General features: G+C 73.4%; 15 protein-coding genes and 1 pseudogene. 8 read left to right on the top strand and 8 right to left on the bottom strand.

Features of this window, described 5'->3' with window-relative positions; translation table 11 throughout:
* The 7 genes and pseudogenes from A2U95_RS19410 to A2U95_RS19380 form a co-directional block, all read left to right on the top strand.
* Positions 1–209 (top strand): annotated as a pseudogene (locus A2U95_RS19410) (hypothetical protein); the annotation flags it as partial.
* A gap of 1 nt (position 210) precedes the next feature.
* Positions 211–648, top strand: a complete 438-nt coding sequence (locus A2U95_RS19405) for a roadblock/LC7 domain-containing protein (RefSeq protein ID WP_166024254.1) — start codon at positions 211–213, stop codon at positions 646–648.
* A 38-nt stretch (positions 649–686) separates the two neighbouring features.
* Positions 687–1,064 carry a DUF742 domain-containing protein gene (locus A2U95_RS19400; RefSeq protein ID WP_240957368.1) on the top strand — a complete coding sequence of 126 codons (378 nt, stop codon included), beginning with the start codon at positions 687–689 and terminating at the stop codon, positions 1,062–1,064.
* Entirely contained in the window at positions 1,045–1,638 is a 594-nt protein-coding gene (locus tag A2U95_RS19395) for a GTP-binding protein (protein ID WP_166024250.1), read from the top strand. The genes A2U95_RS19400 and A2U95_RS19395 overlap by 20 nt, the downstream gene beginning before the upstream one ends.
* Complete coding sequence (locus tag A2U95_RS19390; protein ID WP_166024248.1) at positions 1,635–2,864, top strand: cytochrome P450; 1,230 nt, start codon at positions 1,635–1,637, stop codon at positions 2,862–2,864. Before A2U95_RS19395 ends, A2U95_RS19390 begins: the two co-directional genes overlap by 4 nt.
* 7 nt (positions 2,865–2,871) lie before the next feature.
* On the top strand, positions 2,872–4,746 hold the full coding sequence (locus A2U95_RS19385) for a helix-turn-helix domain-containing protein (RefSeq protein WP_166024246.1): 1,875 nt from the start codon (positions 2,872–2,874) through the stop codon (positions 4,744–4,746).
* Between the two features lie 14 nt (positions 4,747–4,760).
* Entirely contained in the window at positions 4,761–5,231 is a 471-nt protein-coding gene (locus A2U95_RS19380; RefSeq protein WP_166024244.1) for a hypothetical protein, read from the top strand.
* 81 nt (positions 5,232–5,312) lie between these two features.
* Here the strand turns inward: A2U95_RS19380 and A2U95_RS19375 are convergent, their stop codons facing one another.
* The 5 genes from A2U95_RS19375 to A2U95_RS19355 form a co-directional block, all read right to left on the bottom strand.
* Positions 5,313–6,539, bottom strand: a complete 1,227-nt coding sequence (locus A2U95_RS19375) for an acyl-CoA dehydrogenase family protein (RefSeq protein WP_277350915.1) — start codon at positions 6,537–6,539, stop codon at positions 5,313–5,315.
* Positions 6,540–7,163: 624 nt separating this feature from the next.
* Positions 7,164–7,337, bottom strand: a complete 174-nt coding sequence (locus A2U95_RS19370; protein WP_166024241.1) for a hypothetical protein — start codon at positions 7,335–7,337, stop codon at positions 7,164–7,166.
* A gap of 79 nt (positions 7,338–7,416) precedes the next feature.
* A complete protein-coding gene (locus A2U95_RS19365) occupies positions 7,417–7,779 on the bottom strand; it encodes an ArsR/SmtB family transcription factor (RefSeq protein ID WP_166024239.1) in 363 nt (120 codons plus the stop codon).
* A 185-nt stretch (positions 7,780–7,964) separates the two neighbouring features.
* Positions 7,965–8,339 carry a roadblock/LC7 domain-containing protein gene (locus A2U95_RS19360; RefSeq protein ID WP_166024237.1) on the bottom strand — a complete coding sequence of 125 codons (375 nt, stop codon included), beginning with the start codon at positions 8,337–8,339 and terminating at the stop codon, positions 7,965–7,967.
* Positions 8,340–8,484: 145 nt separating this feature from the next.
* The gene (locus A2U95_RS19355; RefSeq protein ID WP_166024235.1) at positions 8,485–8,622 is read right to left on the bottom strand and encodes a hypothetical protein; all 138 of its coding nucleotides are present in this window, start codon (positions 8,620–8,622) and stop codon (positions 8,485–8,487) included.
* Positions 8,623–8,744: 122 nt separating this feature from the next.
* On the opposite strand from A2U95_RS19355, the gene A2U95_RS19350 reads away from it, so the two are divergent.
* Positions 8,745–10,223, top strand: a complete 1,479-nt coding sequence (locus A2U95_RS19350) for a pyridoxal phosphate-dependent decarboxylase family protein (RefSeq protein ID WP_166024233.1) — start codon at positions 8,745–8,747, stop codon at positions 10,221–10,223.
* A gap of 62 nt (positions 10,224–10,285) precedes the next feature.
* Here the strand turns inward: A2U95_RS19350 and A2U95_RS19345 are convergent, their stop codons facing one another.
* The 3 genes from A2U95_RS19345 to A2U95_RS19335 all read right to left on the bottom strand — a co-directional run bounded on the left by A2U95_RS19345 (position 10,286) and on the right by A2U95_RS19335 (position 14,327).
* Positions 10,286–10,861 (bottom strand): HAD domain-containing protein, encoded by a 576-nt coding sequence (locus A2U95_RS19345; RefSeq protein ID WP_240957366.1) that lies wholly within the window; start codon positions 10,859–10,861, stop codon positions 10,286–10,288.
* Positions 10,862–10,980: 119 nt separating this feature from the next.
* On the bottom strand, positions 10,981–11,880 hold the full coding sequence (locus A2U95_RS19340) for a DUF1963 domain-containing protein (protein WP_166024231.1): 900 nt from the start codon (positions 11,878–11,880) through the stop codon (positions 10,981–10,983).
* A 185-nt stretch (positions 11,881–12,065) separates the two neighbouring features.
* A complete protein-coding gene (locus tag A2U95_RS19335) occupies positions 12,066–14,327 on the bottom strand; it encodes a glycoside hydrolase family 3 N-terminal domain-containing protein (protein ID WP_166024229.1) in 2,262 nt (753 codons plus the stop codon).
* Positions 14,328–15,132 lie beyond the last annotated feature (805 nt).

The raw sequence follows: 15,132 nt of genomic DNA, 5'->3' as shown, positions 1-15,132 counted from the left end.
CCTTCCCGGGGGCCGGCGCGGCCGCCCACGGAGCGCCGGAGCTCCCCGTCCTCCCCAAACGGCAGCCGCGGGCGCCACGCCGCCACGCCGCGCCGCCCCGCACCCCCGCCGCCGCTCCCGACCCCGAGACGTTCACCGCGGACCTGGGACGGGTGATGGACACCCTGACGGAGGGCTACGGCGACGGCACGAACGACTTAGGAGCCTGAGATGTCCGAGTACGCACACGCCACCGCCGACACCGTCGACATGGCCCCCCAGCTCAACACCCTGCTCGGCGACGGCGTGACCGGCGCCGTGCTGTTCTCCAGCGACGGGATGATGCTCACCCATACCGACGGCATCCCCCGCGACACCGCCGAGAAGCTCAGCGCGGCCTTCAGCGGGCTGGCGTCGCTGCACACCTCGGTGTTCCTGGAGTTCTCCGGCGGCCGTCCGGAGCAGATGCGGATGAAGTACAACATCATCGACTTCACCGAGATGACGGTGGCGGTGCTGTCGGCCGGCCGGAACACCGGTCTGGCGGTGGCCGTGGAGGGCGACCGCTCGCCCAGGGTCCAGGCCGCGATCGGCAAGAGCCTCAAACTCATCAAAGGGCTGGGCTCCTACCTCGAGGCCCGGGAACGGCAGCTCGCGACCGGGCCGTGAGCGGCGGACCGGCGGGAAGCGGGCACACCCGCCGCGGGGTGGTCCGCTCCCACACCGTCATCCCCCTCACGCGGGACGCGGCGTCCGGCGGGGCGGAGGGCGCCGAAGGGCACGCGGCGCCGGAGCCACCGCCGCTGCGGACCGACCACGCCACCCTCCTCTCGCTCGCTCCCTCCGCGCCCAGGGCGGGACTGGGCGTGCAGGCCCGCCGGGTGCTGGCGCTCTGCGCGCCGGGGGTGGTCTCGGTGGCCGAGGTCGCCGCCCACCTGGAGATGCCCGGCGGCGTGGTCCGCGCGCTGGTCGCCGACCTGGTGGCCCGCGGGAACCTCCTCGCGGCCGACCCGTTCGTCCCGCTCGCCCAGCCGCACGAGAAAGAATTCCTGGAACGGATACTCCATGGCCTTCAGCAGCTCTAGCCGGCCGCACTACCTGCCTCCGGGGTCCACCTCCGTGAAGGTCGTGGTCCTGGGCGCCTTCGGGGTCGGCAAGACGACCCTCGTGGAAGCGGTCTCCGAGATCCGGCCGCTGCGCACCGAGGAGCGGCTGAGCCGGGCGGGGCAGGTGGTCGACGACCTGCCGACCGCCGCCAAGACCACCACGACCGTCGCCATGGACTTCGGGCGGCGCACGCTGGCCGGCGGCATCGTCGTCTACCTGTTCGGCGCGCCCGGCCAGCCGCGGTTCGCCGACATGATCCGTTCCCTCCTCGACGGCGCGCTGGGCGGCATCGTCCTCCTCGACACCCGGCACGTCGACGCCTGTTACGAGTCGATCGGTCTGCTGGAGGAGGCCGGGCTGCCGTACGTCGTCGCGATCAACGACTTCCCGCGGGCGCCCGTGTACCCCGAACCGGTCCTGCGGGACGCGCTGACCCTGCCCGACGACCGGCCGCTGATCCGGATCGACGCGCGTGCCCGCGAATCCGCGAAGCAGTCCCTGATCGCCCTGGTCAAGGACGTCCTCCGGCCCAAGGAGACCCAGCCGCGATGACCACTTCCACGGGTGTCCCCCGACTCCACGGCACGGCCCTGTCCGGACAGGACGTCCGCTCCCGCCTGCGGTCGCAGGGCCCGGTGGCCTGGGCGGAGATCGCCGACGGCGTCCACGTGCTGGTGGTGACCGGCTGGCAGGCCGCCCGGGAGGTGCTGACCGGCCCGGCCTTCCGCAAGGACCCCGGCCACTGGGAGGCGCTGAACCGCGGCCTGGTCCCCTCCCGCCTGGCCTATCTGGCCACGCCCGGTCTGCACCACAGCGACGGCGAACGGCACGAGAGGCTGCGCAGGGCGGTGGGCGACTGCCTGGCCTCCGTCAACGCGCACGCGGTGCGCGAGACGGTGCGACGGCACGCCCGGGACCTCATCGAGGACGTGGCCGGGCGCGGCCACCTGGACCTGATGTCCGAGTACGCCGACCGGGTGGTCGCCCGGACCGTCACCGGGCTGGCCGGTCTGCCGCCGGAGGCCGCCGACCGGGTGCGGACGGCGACCGACCGGCTCGCCGACGCCCAGCCGGACGCCGCCACGGCGTGGTGGGACCTGCACGGGATGGTGCGGGAGGTGCTCGACGCCAAACGGGCGCGTCCGGCGAAGGACTTCACGTCGTGGCTGCTGGCGCATCCGGCGGGCCTCACCGACGACGAGGTCTGCCACCAGGTGATCGCCCTGATCCTCCTGGGCGCGGCGCCCACCGCGGCGTGGATCGGCACCACCCTCCACGCGCTGGTCGCCGATCCGGCCTACGCGACCCGGCTGGTCGGCGGCTCGGTCACCGTGCGGGCGGCGCTCACCGAGACGCTGTCCCGCCGCTGCCCGGCCACCACCATGTCCGCCCACTACGCGGTGGGCCCCACCGTGCTCCACGGCGTGCGCGTCCCGCCCGGCGTCCCGGTCCTGGTCGATCACGCGGCCACCGGCGTCGACCCCCACCGTCCGGGGGACGGCGGCGCCCACGACCGCAGCCACCTCGCCTGGTCCGCCGGGGTCCACCGGTGCCCGGCGCCCGGTCTGGCGACCACCATCGCGGAGGCCGCGACCGAGACGGCCGTCGACATGCTCTGGGACCTCACCGCCCCGATCACCGCGGTCGCCGGGCGCCCCAGCCCGTTCCGCGCCTGCCCCGCCCACGTCGGCGTGCTGTTCTCCACCACCCGCACAGGCAGAGGAAACCCTTCGACGCGGCGTGGCGGACGCGCGGCGCGCCCCACCGATGAGGAGTGACAGGCACATGTTGACCGTTCGAGACCTGCCGGCCTTCCCCGAGCTGGGCATCACCGTCTGCCACGCCGGGGAGGACCGGGAGGTGCAGTCCGCGCAGGTCCTCTCCGACACCGACTGGATCCGGTCCACCGTCGCACACGCGCTGATCGTCACGCACAGCCGCTACCTGGAGGACGCCGAACGCATCATGTACACGCTCTCGGCCGGCGGCGCGGCGGCGCTCGTCGTGTCCGGGACGGCCCCCGACGCGCTCGACCCCGCCCTGCGGGAGACGGCCGCCCAGCACCGCCTGCCGCTGCTCACCACGTCGCACCCGCTCGGCGACTGGAAGACGCTGCTGACCCACCGGGTCGCCGAGCTCGGCGTCACCGCGGCCCGGCGTCACGCCGCGAGGCTGGGCACCCTGCTCGACCACCTCTCGCACCCGCAGGCCGACACCGTCACCGGGGTCGCCGAATACCTCGCGGCCGAACTGCCCGGCGACGTCGTCGTCCGGGACGCCGGCGGCGTGCGCGCCGCGGCGCCGCCCGCCGCGCCCGTGACCCTGGCGGCCGCGCTGGAGCATCCCGGCCGGCCGGGGCGGACGCCCGACGGGCTGTACGTCTCCTCGGTGCCGGTGGGCGGACAGGGCGCCCTGGTCGTCGGCACGCCCGCCCCGCTGGGGCAGGCCGAGGCCGAGCTCACCACCTGCGCCGCCAAGGTGCTCTCGGTGGCCATGACGGGACGGCGCTCCGACGACCTGGTGGTCTCGGACGCCGTCCGCCAGGTACGGCTGTCGGCGTTCCAGTTACTCATGACCGGGCACGCGGTCGACGCCCAGCGCGTCACCGCGTCGATCATGCCCGGTCTGCTGGACCCCACGCACGCCCGGGTCTACGTCACCGACTGCGGCCGCGCCGGGCGGGCCCTGGTGATGGCGCAGGCCGACCGGCTCTTCGCCGGACAGGCCCTCTCGGTCGCCTGCCCGGCCTTCGACAACCACATCATCAGCGTCGTTCCGCTGGTCGAGGGGCAGGAGCACGAGCACATCGTGCGCCATCTGCTCGAGGTGTTCCGCACGGCGGGCGTCCACACCGGCGGCAGCCAGCCGCACGAGCTCAAACAGGTGGGCGACGCCTACGACGAGGCCCTGGCCGCGCTCACCCGGGCCTCGCACCACCCGGAGCGGATCGTCGTCGCGTCGCCGCGCCCGCCGGGCCTCGCCGACGTCCTGCCCACCGGGCCCGCGCGGTCGTGGGCGACGGCGCTGCTGCGGCCGATCCTCAGCACGGCACGCATACGGCAGCTCGAACTCACGGCCATGGCACTGGAGTTCCGCACCACGGCGGCGTCGAAGGTGCTCGGCATGCACCGCAACACCCTCGCCCGGCGGGTCGGCCAGACCTGTGAGGCGGTGGGTCTCGACCCGGAACGGACCATGCACCGGATCGCGCTGTCCCTCGCCATCCAGGTGGTGCGGATGCACGGCACCGGGAGCGCCGCGGAGACCGGCCCGCCGGCCACCCTGCACGACATCCTGGTCGGCCAGGAGGTCCGCGCCTGGGCGGACAAGACGCTGCGCCCGCTCGCCACCGACCGGCGGGACCTGGTCCGCACCCTGCGGGCCTGGGTGACCTGCGAGTTCCACGTCGAGCGGGCGGCCGCCCGGGCCGGCATCGCGCCCAAGACGGTGCGCGCCCACATCCAGGCGGCGGAACACCTGCTGGAGCGGGACTTCATCACCGGGATCCCGCAGGACCTCATGGAGGACCACGGCGAGCACCGCCTGAGCGGGATCCGGCCGCTGACCTGCGCCGTGTACGCCACCACCCCGCCGGGCGAGCCCTATCCGGCGCTGACCACGGTGGCGACGGCGCCGTGGTCGGCGGGTGCGGCCCGCTGACCGCCGGAGGCGTCGTGACGGGCGGCCACGGGAGCGAACTGCGGATCAAGGAACTGCTGGACCGGCTGCACTGGCACGCCGCGCACGTCGCGATGGCCTGCGCGGCGCGCGACCGGCTGGTCCTCCAGGCGCGGTACGAGGGCGCCGACGCCGGCGAGGTCGGGGACGCGGCCGGCCTGAGCGTCCCCCGGGCACGGGCCCTCGCCAGGGAGGCCGTCGCACCGTCACGGCTGCGGCCGGGCCCGCACCTGCGGGTGCCGCCCCGGCTGCTGGCCGACGACGAGGTGCTGGCGGCGGCGCTGACCGGGTTGTACGCCCGGCTGGTGGGCGTGGTCCCGCCGCAGGAGTGGAGCCGCGCGGAGCTGGAGGAGGAGCTGACCGTCGGCGTGGCGCCGCGGATGCCCGCCGGGCACCACTGGAGGCTCACCGTCGACGAGGCGGGGGGCGGCTTCGCCTACGGGGTCTGGCCCGACACGGCCGGCTGACGCGGGTGCGGGCCCGGCCGCCCCTCCCGGACGACCGGGCCCGCGTCCCGGCGGAGGCGCCGGCGAGGGGGTCCGCGGCGTTCACACCGCGAGCAGTCCCCGGCCGGGGCCGGGCGGGACCGTGCGCGCCACGTGGGCGAGGCGGACGGACCAGGACCCCTTGCCCTCCCCGAGCGCCGTCTCGGCCAGCCGCAGGTACTGGACGTCGGAGGTGCCGGCCGGCGCGAGGATGTGGAACGCGTCCCGCACGTGCCGTTCCACCGCGCGGTCGGTGAACAGTCCCGCCGCCGCGTGGATCTCCATCGCCTGCCGGGCGGAGGTGATGGCGTACTCCGCGTTGACCGCCTTGGCGTTCATCATCTCCTCGTCGCACGGCATTCCGTGGTCGAGCAGGCTCACCGCGTGGTAGAGCGCGGTCCGCGCGGTCATCAGGCGGGACTGCATCTCGCCCAGTTTGATCTTGACGTTGGTCAGGTCCTTGAGCGGCCTGCCGTAACGGATGCGCTCGACGCAGAAGGCCGCGGTCTCCTCGACCACGGCCTGGTGGATGCCCAGCGACACGGCGGCGAGGTTCGGTCTGCCGTAGAGCGTCGAGGAGGAGTAGGCGATGTCCAGTCCCTGCCCCTCGTCGCCGAGCCGGTGCGCGGCCGGCACCCGGACGCCGTCGAAGACGATCTCCCCGAAGGAGAACCCGTGGAGCCCCATGGACTGCCGCTGCGGAACCAGCCCGACGCCCGGCCGGTCGGCCTCGACCAGGAAGGCGCTCAGCCCGCGGGACCCCGGCCCGGTGCGCACGACCACGCCGTGGAGGTCGCCCACGTGGCTGTTGCCCACATGTATCTTGCGGCCGTTGAGTACGTAGTCCCCGCCGTCACGGACCGCGCTGCTCGTCATGCCGAGGACGTGGCCGCCGGAGCCCGGCTCGGTGACGGCGATGGTGGGAAGACACGCGCCCCTGGCGATCCGCGGCAGCCAGGCCGCGCGCTGCGCGGCGTCGCCGAAATGGATGATCTTGGCGACGCCGAGAATGCTCGCCTGGGCCATCGCGCCCATGGCGCCGCAGACGCGGGAGAGTTCCTCGACGAGGACGGTCTTGCCGAGGTGCCCCACGCCCATGCCCTGGTACTGCGGGGCGATCGTGGCTCCGATCCAGCCCTGTTCGGCGATCATGCGGGACAGTTTGCGCCCCACTTCGGAAACGGTCCTCTCCGCCTCCAGTTCGGGGATGCGGGGCCGGATCTCGGTCTCCGCGAACTCCCGCACCGTGCTCCGTAATTCGTCATGCGCAGCGGTACCGAAAAGATCCACCGTGGAGACCCCCTGTTCCCGTTTTCCCCGCGCGTCCGGAGCGGCGCGGAAGCCACTTGTCGGCCAATCGGGGCCCCGTCCGACAGCCGACTCCCTCATGCTCCACCGTTCCCAGGAATCCGCCTAGACAGCCGTCCGGACTTGGCCGAAACGCAGGGGGAACCACTTCCGGCGCGGTATGCCGGGGCTTTTCTTGATCTCCTTTTCCCGTCCTTTCCGACCTGCGCCGACGCTTTTACGAGACCTCGCCGGAAGGGCGGGCCGGCCCCTCCGTGACCACGAGGGCAGTTCGGCCAGTCCATTTCCCCGCGCCCCGTCGGCGGCGGCTTCCCACCGGCCCCCGAGAGTGTCATTGGCACATGCGCAAGACGCCACATCCCGCCAATCGCGAATGCGCCCCGCGCGCCCCGGCGCGCGTCCGAACAGGACGTCCCACCACCGCTGCGCGCGGTGGATTCCCGCGAAAAGCGGGTCCTCCACCGTTCGACCGCCATGGGGCCGCGGACGCCCGGCCGGGTTCCGGGGTCCGCGGACACGACGACCCCGGGTGCGGAAGTCGCACCCGGGGTCGTCCGACGCCCTCACCGGCGGGCCGGCCGCACTTCGCCCGTGCGGCCGCGCGGGTCAGCGCTTGAAGGCGTCCTTGCCCTTTTCCTTCTTCTCGCGGGCGTGACCGCGGGCCTCGAGGGCGCCGCCCTTGGCCGCGGTGGTGTCGTCACCGGTGGCGTGGGCACCCTTGCGCACTGCCTTGCCCGCGATCTGCTCGCCCTTGGCCTTGGCCTTCTCTCCGGCGCTCATGGCACTCCTTCCGTAGGCGGTACACCGATGCGCCTGCCCCCGACCGGTCGCCGGAAACGGCGGACGGCGTTCCGGTCGCCTATTCGGCCGCCGCCGTGACCGGCGGTGCGGGGGTGTCGGTCTCGCGCAGTCCGGCCAGGAGCTCGTTCCGCCCGGCCAGCAGCTCGGTCAGGATGCGGCGGGCCGCGCGCAGGAGTTCCGCCACGTCGCCGCCCGCGAGCGCGTAGCTGACGGTGGAGCCCTCCCGGATGGACACCACGATGCCGGCGCGGCGGAGTACGGCGAGTTGCTGGGACAGGCTGGAGGGTTCGATCTCGATGTCCGCGAGCAGGTCCCGGACCGGGACCGGTCCGTGTTGCAGCAGCTCCAGGACCCTGATGCGTGCCGGGTGCCCCAGCATGCGAAAGAACTCTGCCTTGGCCTGGTAGAGGGGCAGTTGCATGGCGCTCTTCCTGCCGGTCGGGGTGGCTGGCCCCGTGGCGCGGCGCTCCCCCGCCGCGCCACGGGCTTTCGTCGGTTCATCTTCTCGGCCCCTGCCGCTCACGTTCACGGCTTGGAACGATCTCCATGTGATGACGTGAAGAATTCTTCAAGTCGTGGGCATGGGTCCGCAGGCCGCGGAGCCGTTCAGACTTCCAGCTGGGATTCCACGCGCTTGAGCACGTGGCGGGCCATGGCCAGGTTCGAGCGGTCCTTGTCGAGCACCAGGTACAGGAACAGACCGTTGCCGTTGCGGCCCGCCACCAGCCTGATGAGGTGGTACTGGGTCCCCAGCGTGATCAGGATGTCCTCGATCTGGCTCTTGAGGCCCAGGTGTTCCATGGTGCGCACCTTGGCGCGGATGACGTCCGTGTTGCCGGCCGCGGCAACCGTCAGGTCCAGGTCCTTGCCGCCGCCCAGACTTCCGAGGGCCATGCCGCTGGTGTAGTCCACAACGGCCGCACCGAGCGAGCCCTCGATCTCGGTCATCAGTTCCTTGAGTGCCACTTCCACGCTCGCCATCGGAGCCCCTCCGTCGTTCGTCGGCTGCGACGGGCTCCGGTTCCGGGCCCGCCTGCGACCGCAACGTACGCGGATCACTTCGCCACGGAGAAAGGTTGATCAGCAATGACACAAGACGACCGAAAGGCCACCCCTGCACGGCGATTCAGTAATAAGAAATGATCAACCTCCTGCTCTTGATGATGCGGACCGGGAGCGGACGGGCCCCGCCCGCCTCGGCCGGGAACAGGGAGGCGAGGAAGAATCCGCCGCCATCGGCACAGTCGTCGTCGACCGTGAACAAATCCGGACGCGGAAAGCATCCGTGGACACCGTTCCAGTCCCCTTCGCAACAAATGCGCCATGTCCTGTCCAATCGCCGGGAGTCGGTTGCATCAGCAGCCGCGCGCTCCGCACGCTGCGATCATGATTGACGCACCGCGCCACAAGGCCGCCTCCCCCGGCGGCCCTTCCTCGGCACCGTCCGGACGGGCGGATCTTCTCGACGACCTCTGCTGGCACCTGACGGCGGCCTGGGAGTCGTTCGACCGCCCCCGGGCGCGGGAGCCGCGGATGGACGCGAATCTGGCGGACAGGCTCCGCGGGGCGCTTCCCGGGGCTCCGGGGGTTCCCCGGGAAGCGCTGGACGACGCGGTCGGCGTCCTGGAGGCCAGCATGTCGCCGTCCCGGCCGTTGTTCCTCGCCTACGTCCCTTCCACCGGCCTGGAGACGGGAGTGATCGCCTCCGCGCTCTCCGCGGCCTACGACGTGAACCTGGCGAGCGCGGCCGGAGCCGCCGATCTGCTGGACGAACAGGCCGTGCGGTGGGTGGCCGAGTTCGTGGGCTACCCGGCGGCGGAGGGCCACTTCACCAGCGGCGGCCAGACCTCCAACCTCACCGCGCTGCTCGCGGCCCGGGAACAGGCGCTGCCGGGCGCCCGCGAACAGGGAGTGACCGGCCGGCGGGGCACGGTCTACTGCTCCGCCGAGGCGCACCACTCCGTCGTGCGGGCGGTGGAGGCAGCCGGACTGGGGCGGCGGGCGCTGCGCCGCGTCCCGGTCGACGAACGGCACCGCATGCGGCCGGACGAGCTGCAGCGGGCTCTCGTGCGGGACCGGGCGGCGGGCTTCACCCCGGTGGCCGTCGTCGCCACCGCCGGCACCACGCTGACCGGTGCGGTCGACCCGCTCGCGGCCGTCGCCGACGTGTGCGGGCGGGAGGAGGTGTGGTTGCACGTCGACGGCGCCTACGGCGTGTCCGCCGCCGCCACCCGGAGGGCCGCGCACTTGTTCGACGGGCTCGACCGGGCCGATTCCGTCACCGTCGACGCGCACAAATGGCTCGGTCTGCAGAAGGGGTGCAGCGTGCTCCTGGTGCGGCGCCGCGGTCCGCTGAGGGCGGCGTTCGGCCACGAGGAGCACTACATGCCGCACGAGGAGGACACCGGCAATCCGGTGGACCGCACCTTCGAGTACTCGCGGCCCCTGCGCTCGCTGCGTCTGTGGCTGTCGTTGCGGGTGCACGGCGCCGACAGGTTCCGCACCTGGATCGAGTCGACGCTCTCCCACGCGGCGCTGCTGGCCGACGAGGTCCGCGGACACTCCTCCTTTTCGCTGCTGTGCGAACCGGTGCTGTCGACGGTCTGCTTCCGGCACGTCGTGCCCGGGCTGGACGACTCCGGCCTCGACGCCCACAACGACCGTCTCGTCCGGGCCATGCAGGCAGACGGGCGGGTGTTCCTCGCGTCCGCCGTCGTCGACGGCCGCACCTGCCTGCGCACGTGTTTCGTGAACTTCCGCACCACGTCGGACGGGGTGAGGACGGTTCTGGAGGTCGCGGACGAACTGGGCATGGCCCTGGCGCGGGAAACCTTCGCAGGGGGAGGTGCTCACCCGCGGAAGTAGGGTCCGGTGGCGGCGCGGGCGGGTGACCGGAAGCCCGGGGTCGCGTGGACCGGCCCCGCGGCTCAGCGGATGGAGCGCGCGCCTCCCGCTCCGGCGGCCTCCGCGCGGTCGTGGTGGCCGTTCCCGCCGTGCGGACCGCCGAGGCCGGCCGCCAGGTCGTCCAGTGCGAGGAAGTCCTCCAGGCGCAGCCCGACGCGGGGGTCGACGTGGTGCAGGGCCGCGGGGGTGGGGCTCCAGGCGGCGACGTACAGGTCGTCCAGGAGGGTCGTCTCGTCGTCGACCCAGAGGAACGGGCGGCCCGCGGCGTGCTCGACGATCGCCGCGGTCTTCCAGTGGACGCCGTCGGCGCGCTCCCGGAACAGGTCGTCGCCGAAGTCGACGAAGTCGAGTTCGGGGAGACCGAGGACGGGGCCGATGTGCCGGTTGGCGTCGGCCATCCAGGCGGTGGCCCAGCAGATGTCGAAGCCCTGGCGGAGCAGGGCGGGGCCGTGTGCCGGGTTGAGCCAGAGCCGCCAGGGCCGGACCGGGAGGGTGCCGGGGACGGGACGTGCCCGGTAGCCGGGCAGGGGGTGCTGCCGCACGGCGGCGTACGGGTTGAGCGGCCCGTCGACGTCGAGAAAGAGCAGCGGCCGGCTCATGGTTCCCCCCTCGTGTCGGCGTGCGTGTCCAGCGTCGCCCGGACGGCGGGCGGGGTCATGAGTACGCGTACTCAGGCCCCCCTTCCGGTACGGCCGGCGACCCGGGGCGCCGGCGGGTGTCAGGAGCAGTCGAAGCGGTGGGCGACCGGGCGGTCGGGGCAGGCGCGGCACTCGAAGAGGTGGACACCGCCCGCGTCGCCGAGCATCAGGCCGGCCGGTGCGCGGACGGACAGGGACCGCTCGTCGCGGAAGTCCTCCCGCCCGCTCTCGGCCACGGACCGGTCCTCCACGGGGATCCAGCTGCTCCACAGGCCGTCGTACTCCCAGCTGGCGACGGTCAGCAGGTGCTCCATGGGGCGTCCGCACCCGTCGCAGCCGGGCCACTGGGGGGCCTGGGTCCAGCCGGGGTAGCCGCCCAGTTTGGTGCCGGGCGCCGAGGCCAGGTCGTCCTCGTACTCCAGGCCGGTCTCCTCCTCGAGCCTGTCGAAACGGTCGCGGAGGGCGGCCCGGAGCTCCCTCGGCAGGTCGGCGTCCGGATATTCCGTGACCCGTTCCGGGTGCAGCACGCAGGGCGCCGGCAGGTACGACGCGACGGCGTCGGCCGGCGCGGGCGGAGTGGCCCGCACCTCGCCCACGGTCTCCGCCGTCCGCCAGTGGACCACGGGGCTGGGGCAGTACTGCGGGTCGTGGTCGAACGGGCACCACAGCACCTGCAGCAGGTCGCGCCCGGCCGGGAACGGGATGCCGGGCGCGTCCGCCCGGTGGACCTGCAGGACGGGGACGAGCGGCGTCCGGGGCCCGCCGGGAACGCCGTCGCCCAGGTCGACGTGCGCCTCGGCGTCCGCGCAGACCGGCCAGGCCTCCTCCGCCGGCCACATCAGCGGCCCTCCGAGCGAGTTCTCCCGGTACGACGGCTCCCCCGCCCTCGGATGGAGCCGGACCGCCTCGCGGCGGAACGGGGCGAGCTCCGGGAAGAGCGTCGCCACGTCGACGGGACGGGGCGGCGTGTGCCGGGTCATGGACGGCCTCCGGGGAGCGGTGCGCGGGAACGGCAGGACCTTACGCGGCGTCTCCGACATCCGTGCCCGTCCACCGCCGCCGCGTCCCGGTGCGGCGCCCCCGTCCGCGCGTGCCGCACGGCCGCCACCGCCCCCCGCCGCGCGGGCGGGGAGGCGGTGGCGGCCGGAGTGCGGGGCTCCCCGGCTCAGCCGCCCGTCGTCCCGGCGCAGGCCGGGACGGGCAGGCCGTCCGCGGACCCGTTCGCCGTGTAGCCGAAGGTGACCGTGCCTCCGGCCGGAACCGTGCCGTTCCAGGGCGTGTTGCGCACGGTGACCCGTCCGCCGCTGGTCGTCGGCGTGCCGTTCCACACGTTGGTGACCGTCCGGGTGCCGAGGTCCCAGCTCGCCGCCCAGCCGGTCAGCGGGGCGGTGCCGGTGTTGCGCACCGTGACGTCGGCCTGGTAGCCGCCGGACCAGGAGCCGGTCACCTTGGTGGTCGCGGTGCAGAGCCCGGTGCCCGGTGTCGGGGTGGGGGTGGGGGTCGGCGTGGGGGTGGGCGTGGGATCGGTCCCCGTGCCGTACGTCAGTCCGTGGCCGTAGGGGAACAGGGCGTCCTTGCCGTCGCCCTGGTTGATCGGCTGCTGCGAGGCGCCGCGCATCCACGTCACGGGCAGTTTGCCGGTCGGCCGGTGGTCGCCGAACAGCACGTCGGACACGCCGCCGCCCTCCGTGCCCGGCAGCCAGGCAGCGATCAGCGCCTTCCAGTCCGGCAGTTGCGCGGCGATGTCCAGCGGCCGGCCGGAGACCAGCACGACCACCACCGGCACGCCGCTCGCCTTCAGCTTGGCCAGGGTCTGCAGGTCCTCCTGGTCGAGGCCCATCGCGCCCGGCCTGTCGCCCTTCCCCTCGGCGTACGGGGTCTCGCCGACCACGGCGACCGCGGCGGTGTAGCTGCCGTCGATGCCGTTCCCGTACCGCTCGTAGGTGACGCGCGAGGGATCGGTGGCGGTCTCCCGGATGCCCTCGAGAACGGTGGTGCCGGGGGTGATGTCACCGCTCCTGCCCTGCCAGCTCATCGTCCAGCCGCCGCTCATGTTGCCGATGTCGTCGGCCGACTTCCCGGCGACGAACAGCTTGGCCGACTTGGCGAGCGGCAGCACTCCGCCCTCGTTCTTGAGCAGCACCTGCGACTGGCGCACGGCCTGGCGGGCCAGCGCCCGGTGCTCGGCGGAACCGACCGTCGAGGTGTACGCGCGATCGGTCAACGGCTTCTCGAACAGCCCGACCCGGAACTTCTGGGTGAGGATGCGGCGGTTGGCGTCGTCGATGCGGGACATCGGGACCCGGCCGGCGTTCACCTCACCGCGCAGCAGGCTGATGAACTTCTTGTAGTCGTACGGCACCATGACCATGTCGACGCCCGCGTTGACCGCCTTGGTCACCTCGGCGGCGGTGAAGCCGGTCTGCCCGTCGAGCTGGTCGACGGCGGCCCAGTCGGAGACCACGAAGCCGTCGAAGCCCAGTTCTCCCTTGAGCAGGTCGGTGACGAGGAACTTGTGTCCGTGCACCTTGACGCCGTTCCAGCTGCTGTACGAGAGCATCACCGAGCCGACGCCGCGGTCCACCGCCGCCTTGAACGGCGGGAGGTGGACGGAGCGCAGTTCGGCCTCGGTCAGCCGGGTGTCGCCCTGGTCGGTCCCGTTCGTGGTGCCGCCGTCGCCGATGTAGTGCTTGGCGGTGGCCAGCACGGAGGCGGGCGCCGAGCCGGGCCCGTCGGCGCCCTGGAAGCCGTCGACGACGGTGGCCATGGAGGAGACCAGCTCGGGCGTCTCGCCGAACGACTCGTAGGTCCGGCCCCAGCGGTCGTTGCGGGCCACGCACAGGCACGGGGCGAAGGTCCAGTCGACGCCCGTTCCGGACACCTCCTCGGCGACCGCGCGGCCGATCCGCTCGACGAGCGCCGGATCACGGGTCGCGCCCAGGCCGATGTTGTGCGGGAAGATCGTCGCCCCCCGGACGGCGTTGGCGCCGTGCACCGCGTCGATGCCGTAGATCATCGGGATGGCGAGCGGTGTGGCGAGGGCCTGGCGCTGGAGACCGTCGTAGGTGTCGGCCCAGGTCTGCGCGGTGTTGGGGCTCACCGTGCCGTCGCCGCCGGACAGGACCGAGCCGAGGCGGTAGGTGTTCACGTCGGACTGGGGGACGATCGAGTCCTTGTCCGCCTGCGTCATCTGGCCGATCTTGTCGTCCAGCGTCATCCGGGCCAGCAGGTCGTCCACCCGTTCGTCGACGGCCAGGGAGGCGTCCTGGTACGGCAGGGCCGCGGCCTGCGCGGAGGCGTCGGCCGACGGCTGCGCGACCGTCAGCACGGCCAGCGTGAGGAAGGCGGAGACGACGGACAGGGCCGTGGTCAGCCGTTTGCGGCGGCGGAAGCCTGAACGGCCGCGGTGGTATGTCGTGGGGCTCATCGACAGGCCTTTCGGATGCGCGGGAGCGGAAGCGGGCGGGACCGGAAGGGTTCCCGTTCCGGGGCGGCCCGGACGGAAAGGGCCACGAATGCCGTAGCGGAACGTCCTTCCGGTGCGACGGCGGGGCAGGCGGCGAAGGCACGTGCCGGTGCCCGGGCGGCGGCCCCCGGCACCGGCGCGGGACGCCGGCCTGCCCCCTGGGAGGGGCGGTCCCGCCGCGGGGAAGGACGGCGGGACCGTGGTGCGGGCGGTGCGGTTGGGGTGGTGCGTCCTTGCGATGCGGGCGGTGCGGTGGTTCCGGTGCGGTGGTACGGGCGGAGCCGGCGGCGCGGCTCGACGGATCGGGTCGCGCCGGGGAGCCGGCCGCCGCCGCGGCACCCGCGGGAGAGAGCGGCCCGCGATCACGGATCCCGCCTTGGAGGTCCGCAGGCGACGCGATCGCTTCTGTCCCGCTGTGTGCCGTTCCGGTGCTTCACAGGATCGAGAGGACGTGCACGCACGGGGATGGGAGCGCTCCCATCCCTACGGTTCATAAAGCCAGCGGGGCACTCCGCTGTCAACAGCCGTCACAGAACCTTCGGAAGTCGCGGCACCGAAGGTCCCTGCGAGGTGGCCCGGTTCCGTCACGTGGCGGCCGGGCGGGGCGACGTGTCCCGGCGCGGGCGCGGGTGCGGCCGGCGTGAGGCGCCGCGCCCCGCCCCCCCCTCGCGCCGCCCGGCCGACCGCGCGTCAGGAACCGTCGCGCAGGGCGGCGGGGGCAGCGGGGACGACGGCGTGTCGGCACCGGGTCGGGAGCGCTCCCACG

The sequence above is a fragment of the Streptomyces chilikensis genome (assembly GCF_001642695.1).
GTDB lineage: Bacteria > Actinomycetota > Actinomycetes > Streptomycetales > Streptomycetaceae > Streptomyces > Streptomyces chilikensis.
The sequence above is the reverse complement of the archived record's forward strand: the minus strand, read 5'-3'. Positions and strand labels throughout refer to the sequence as shown.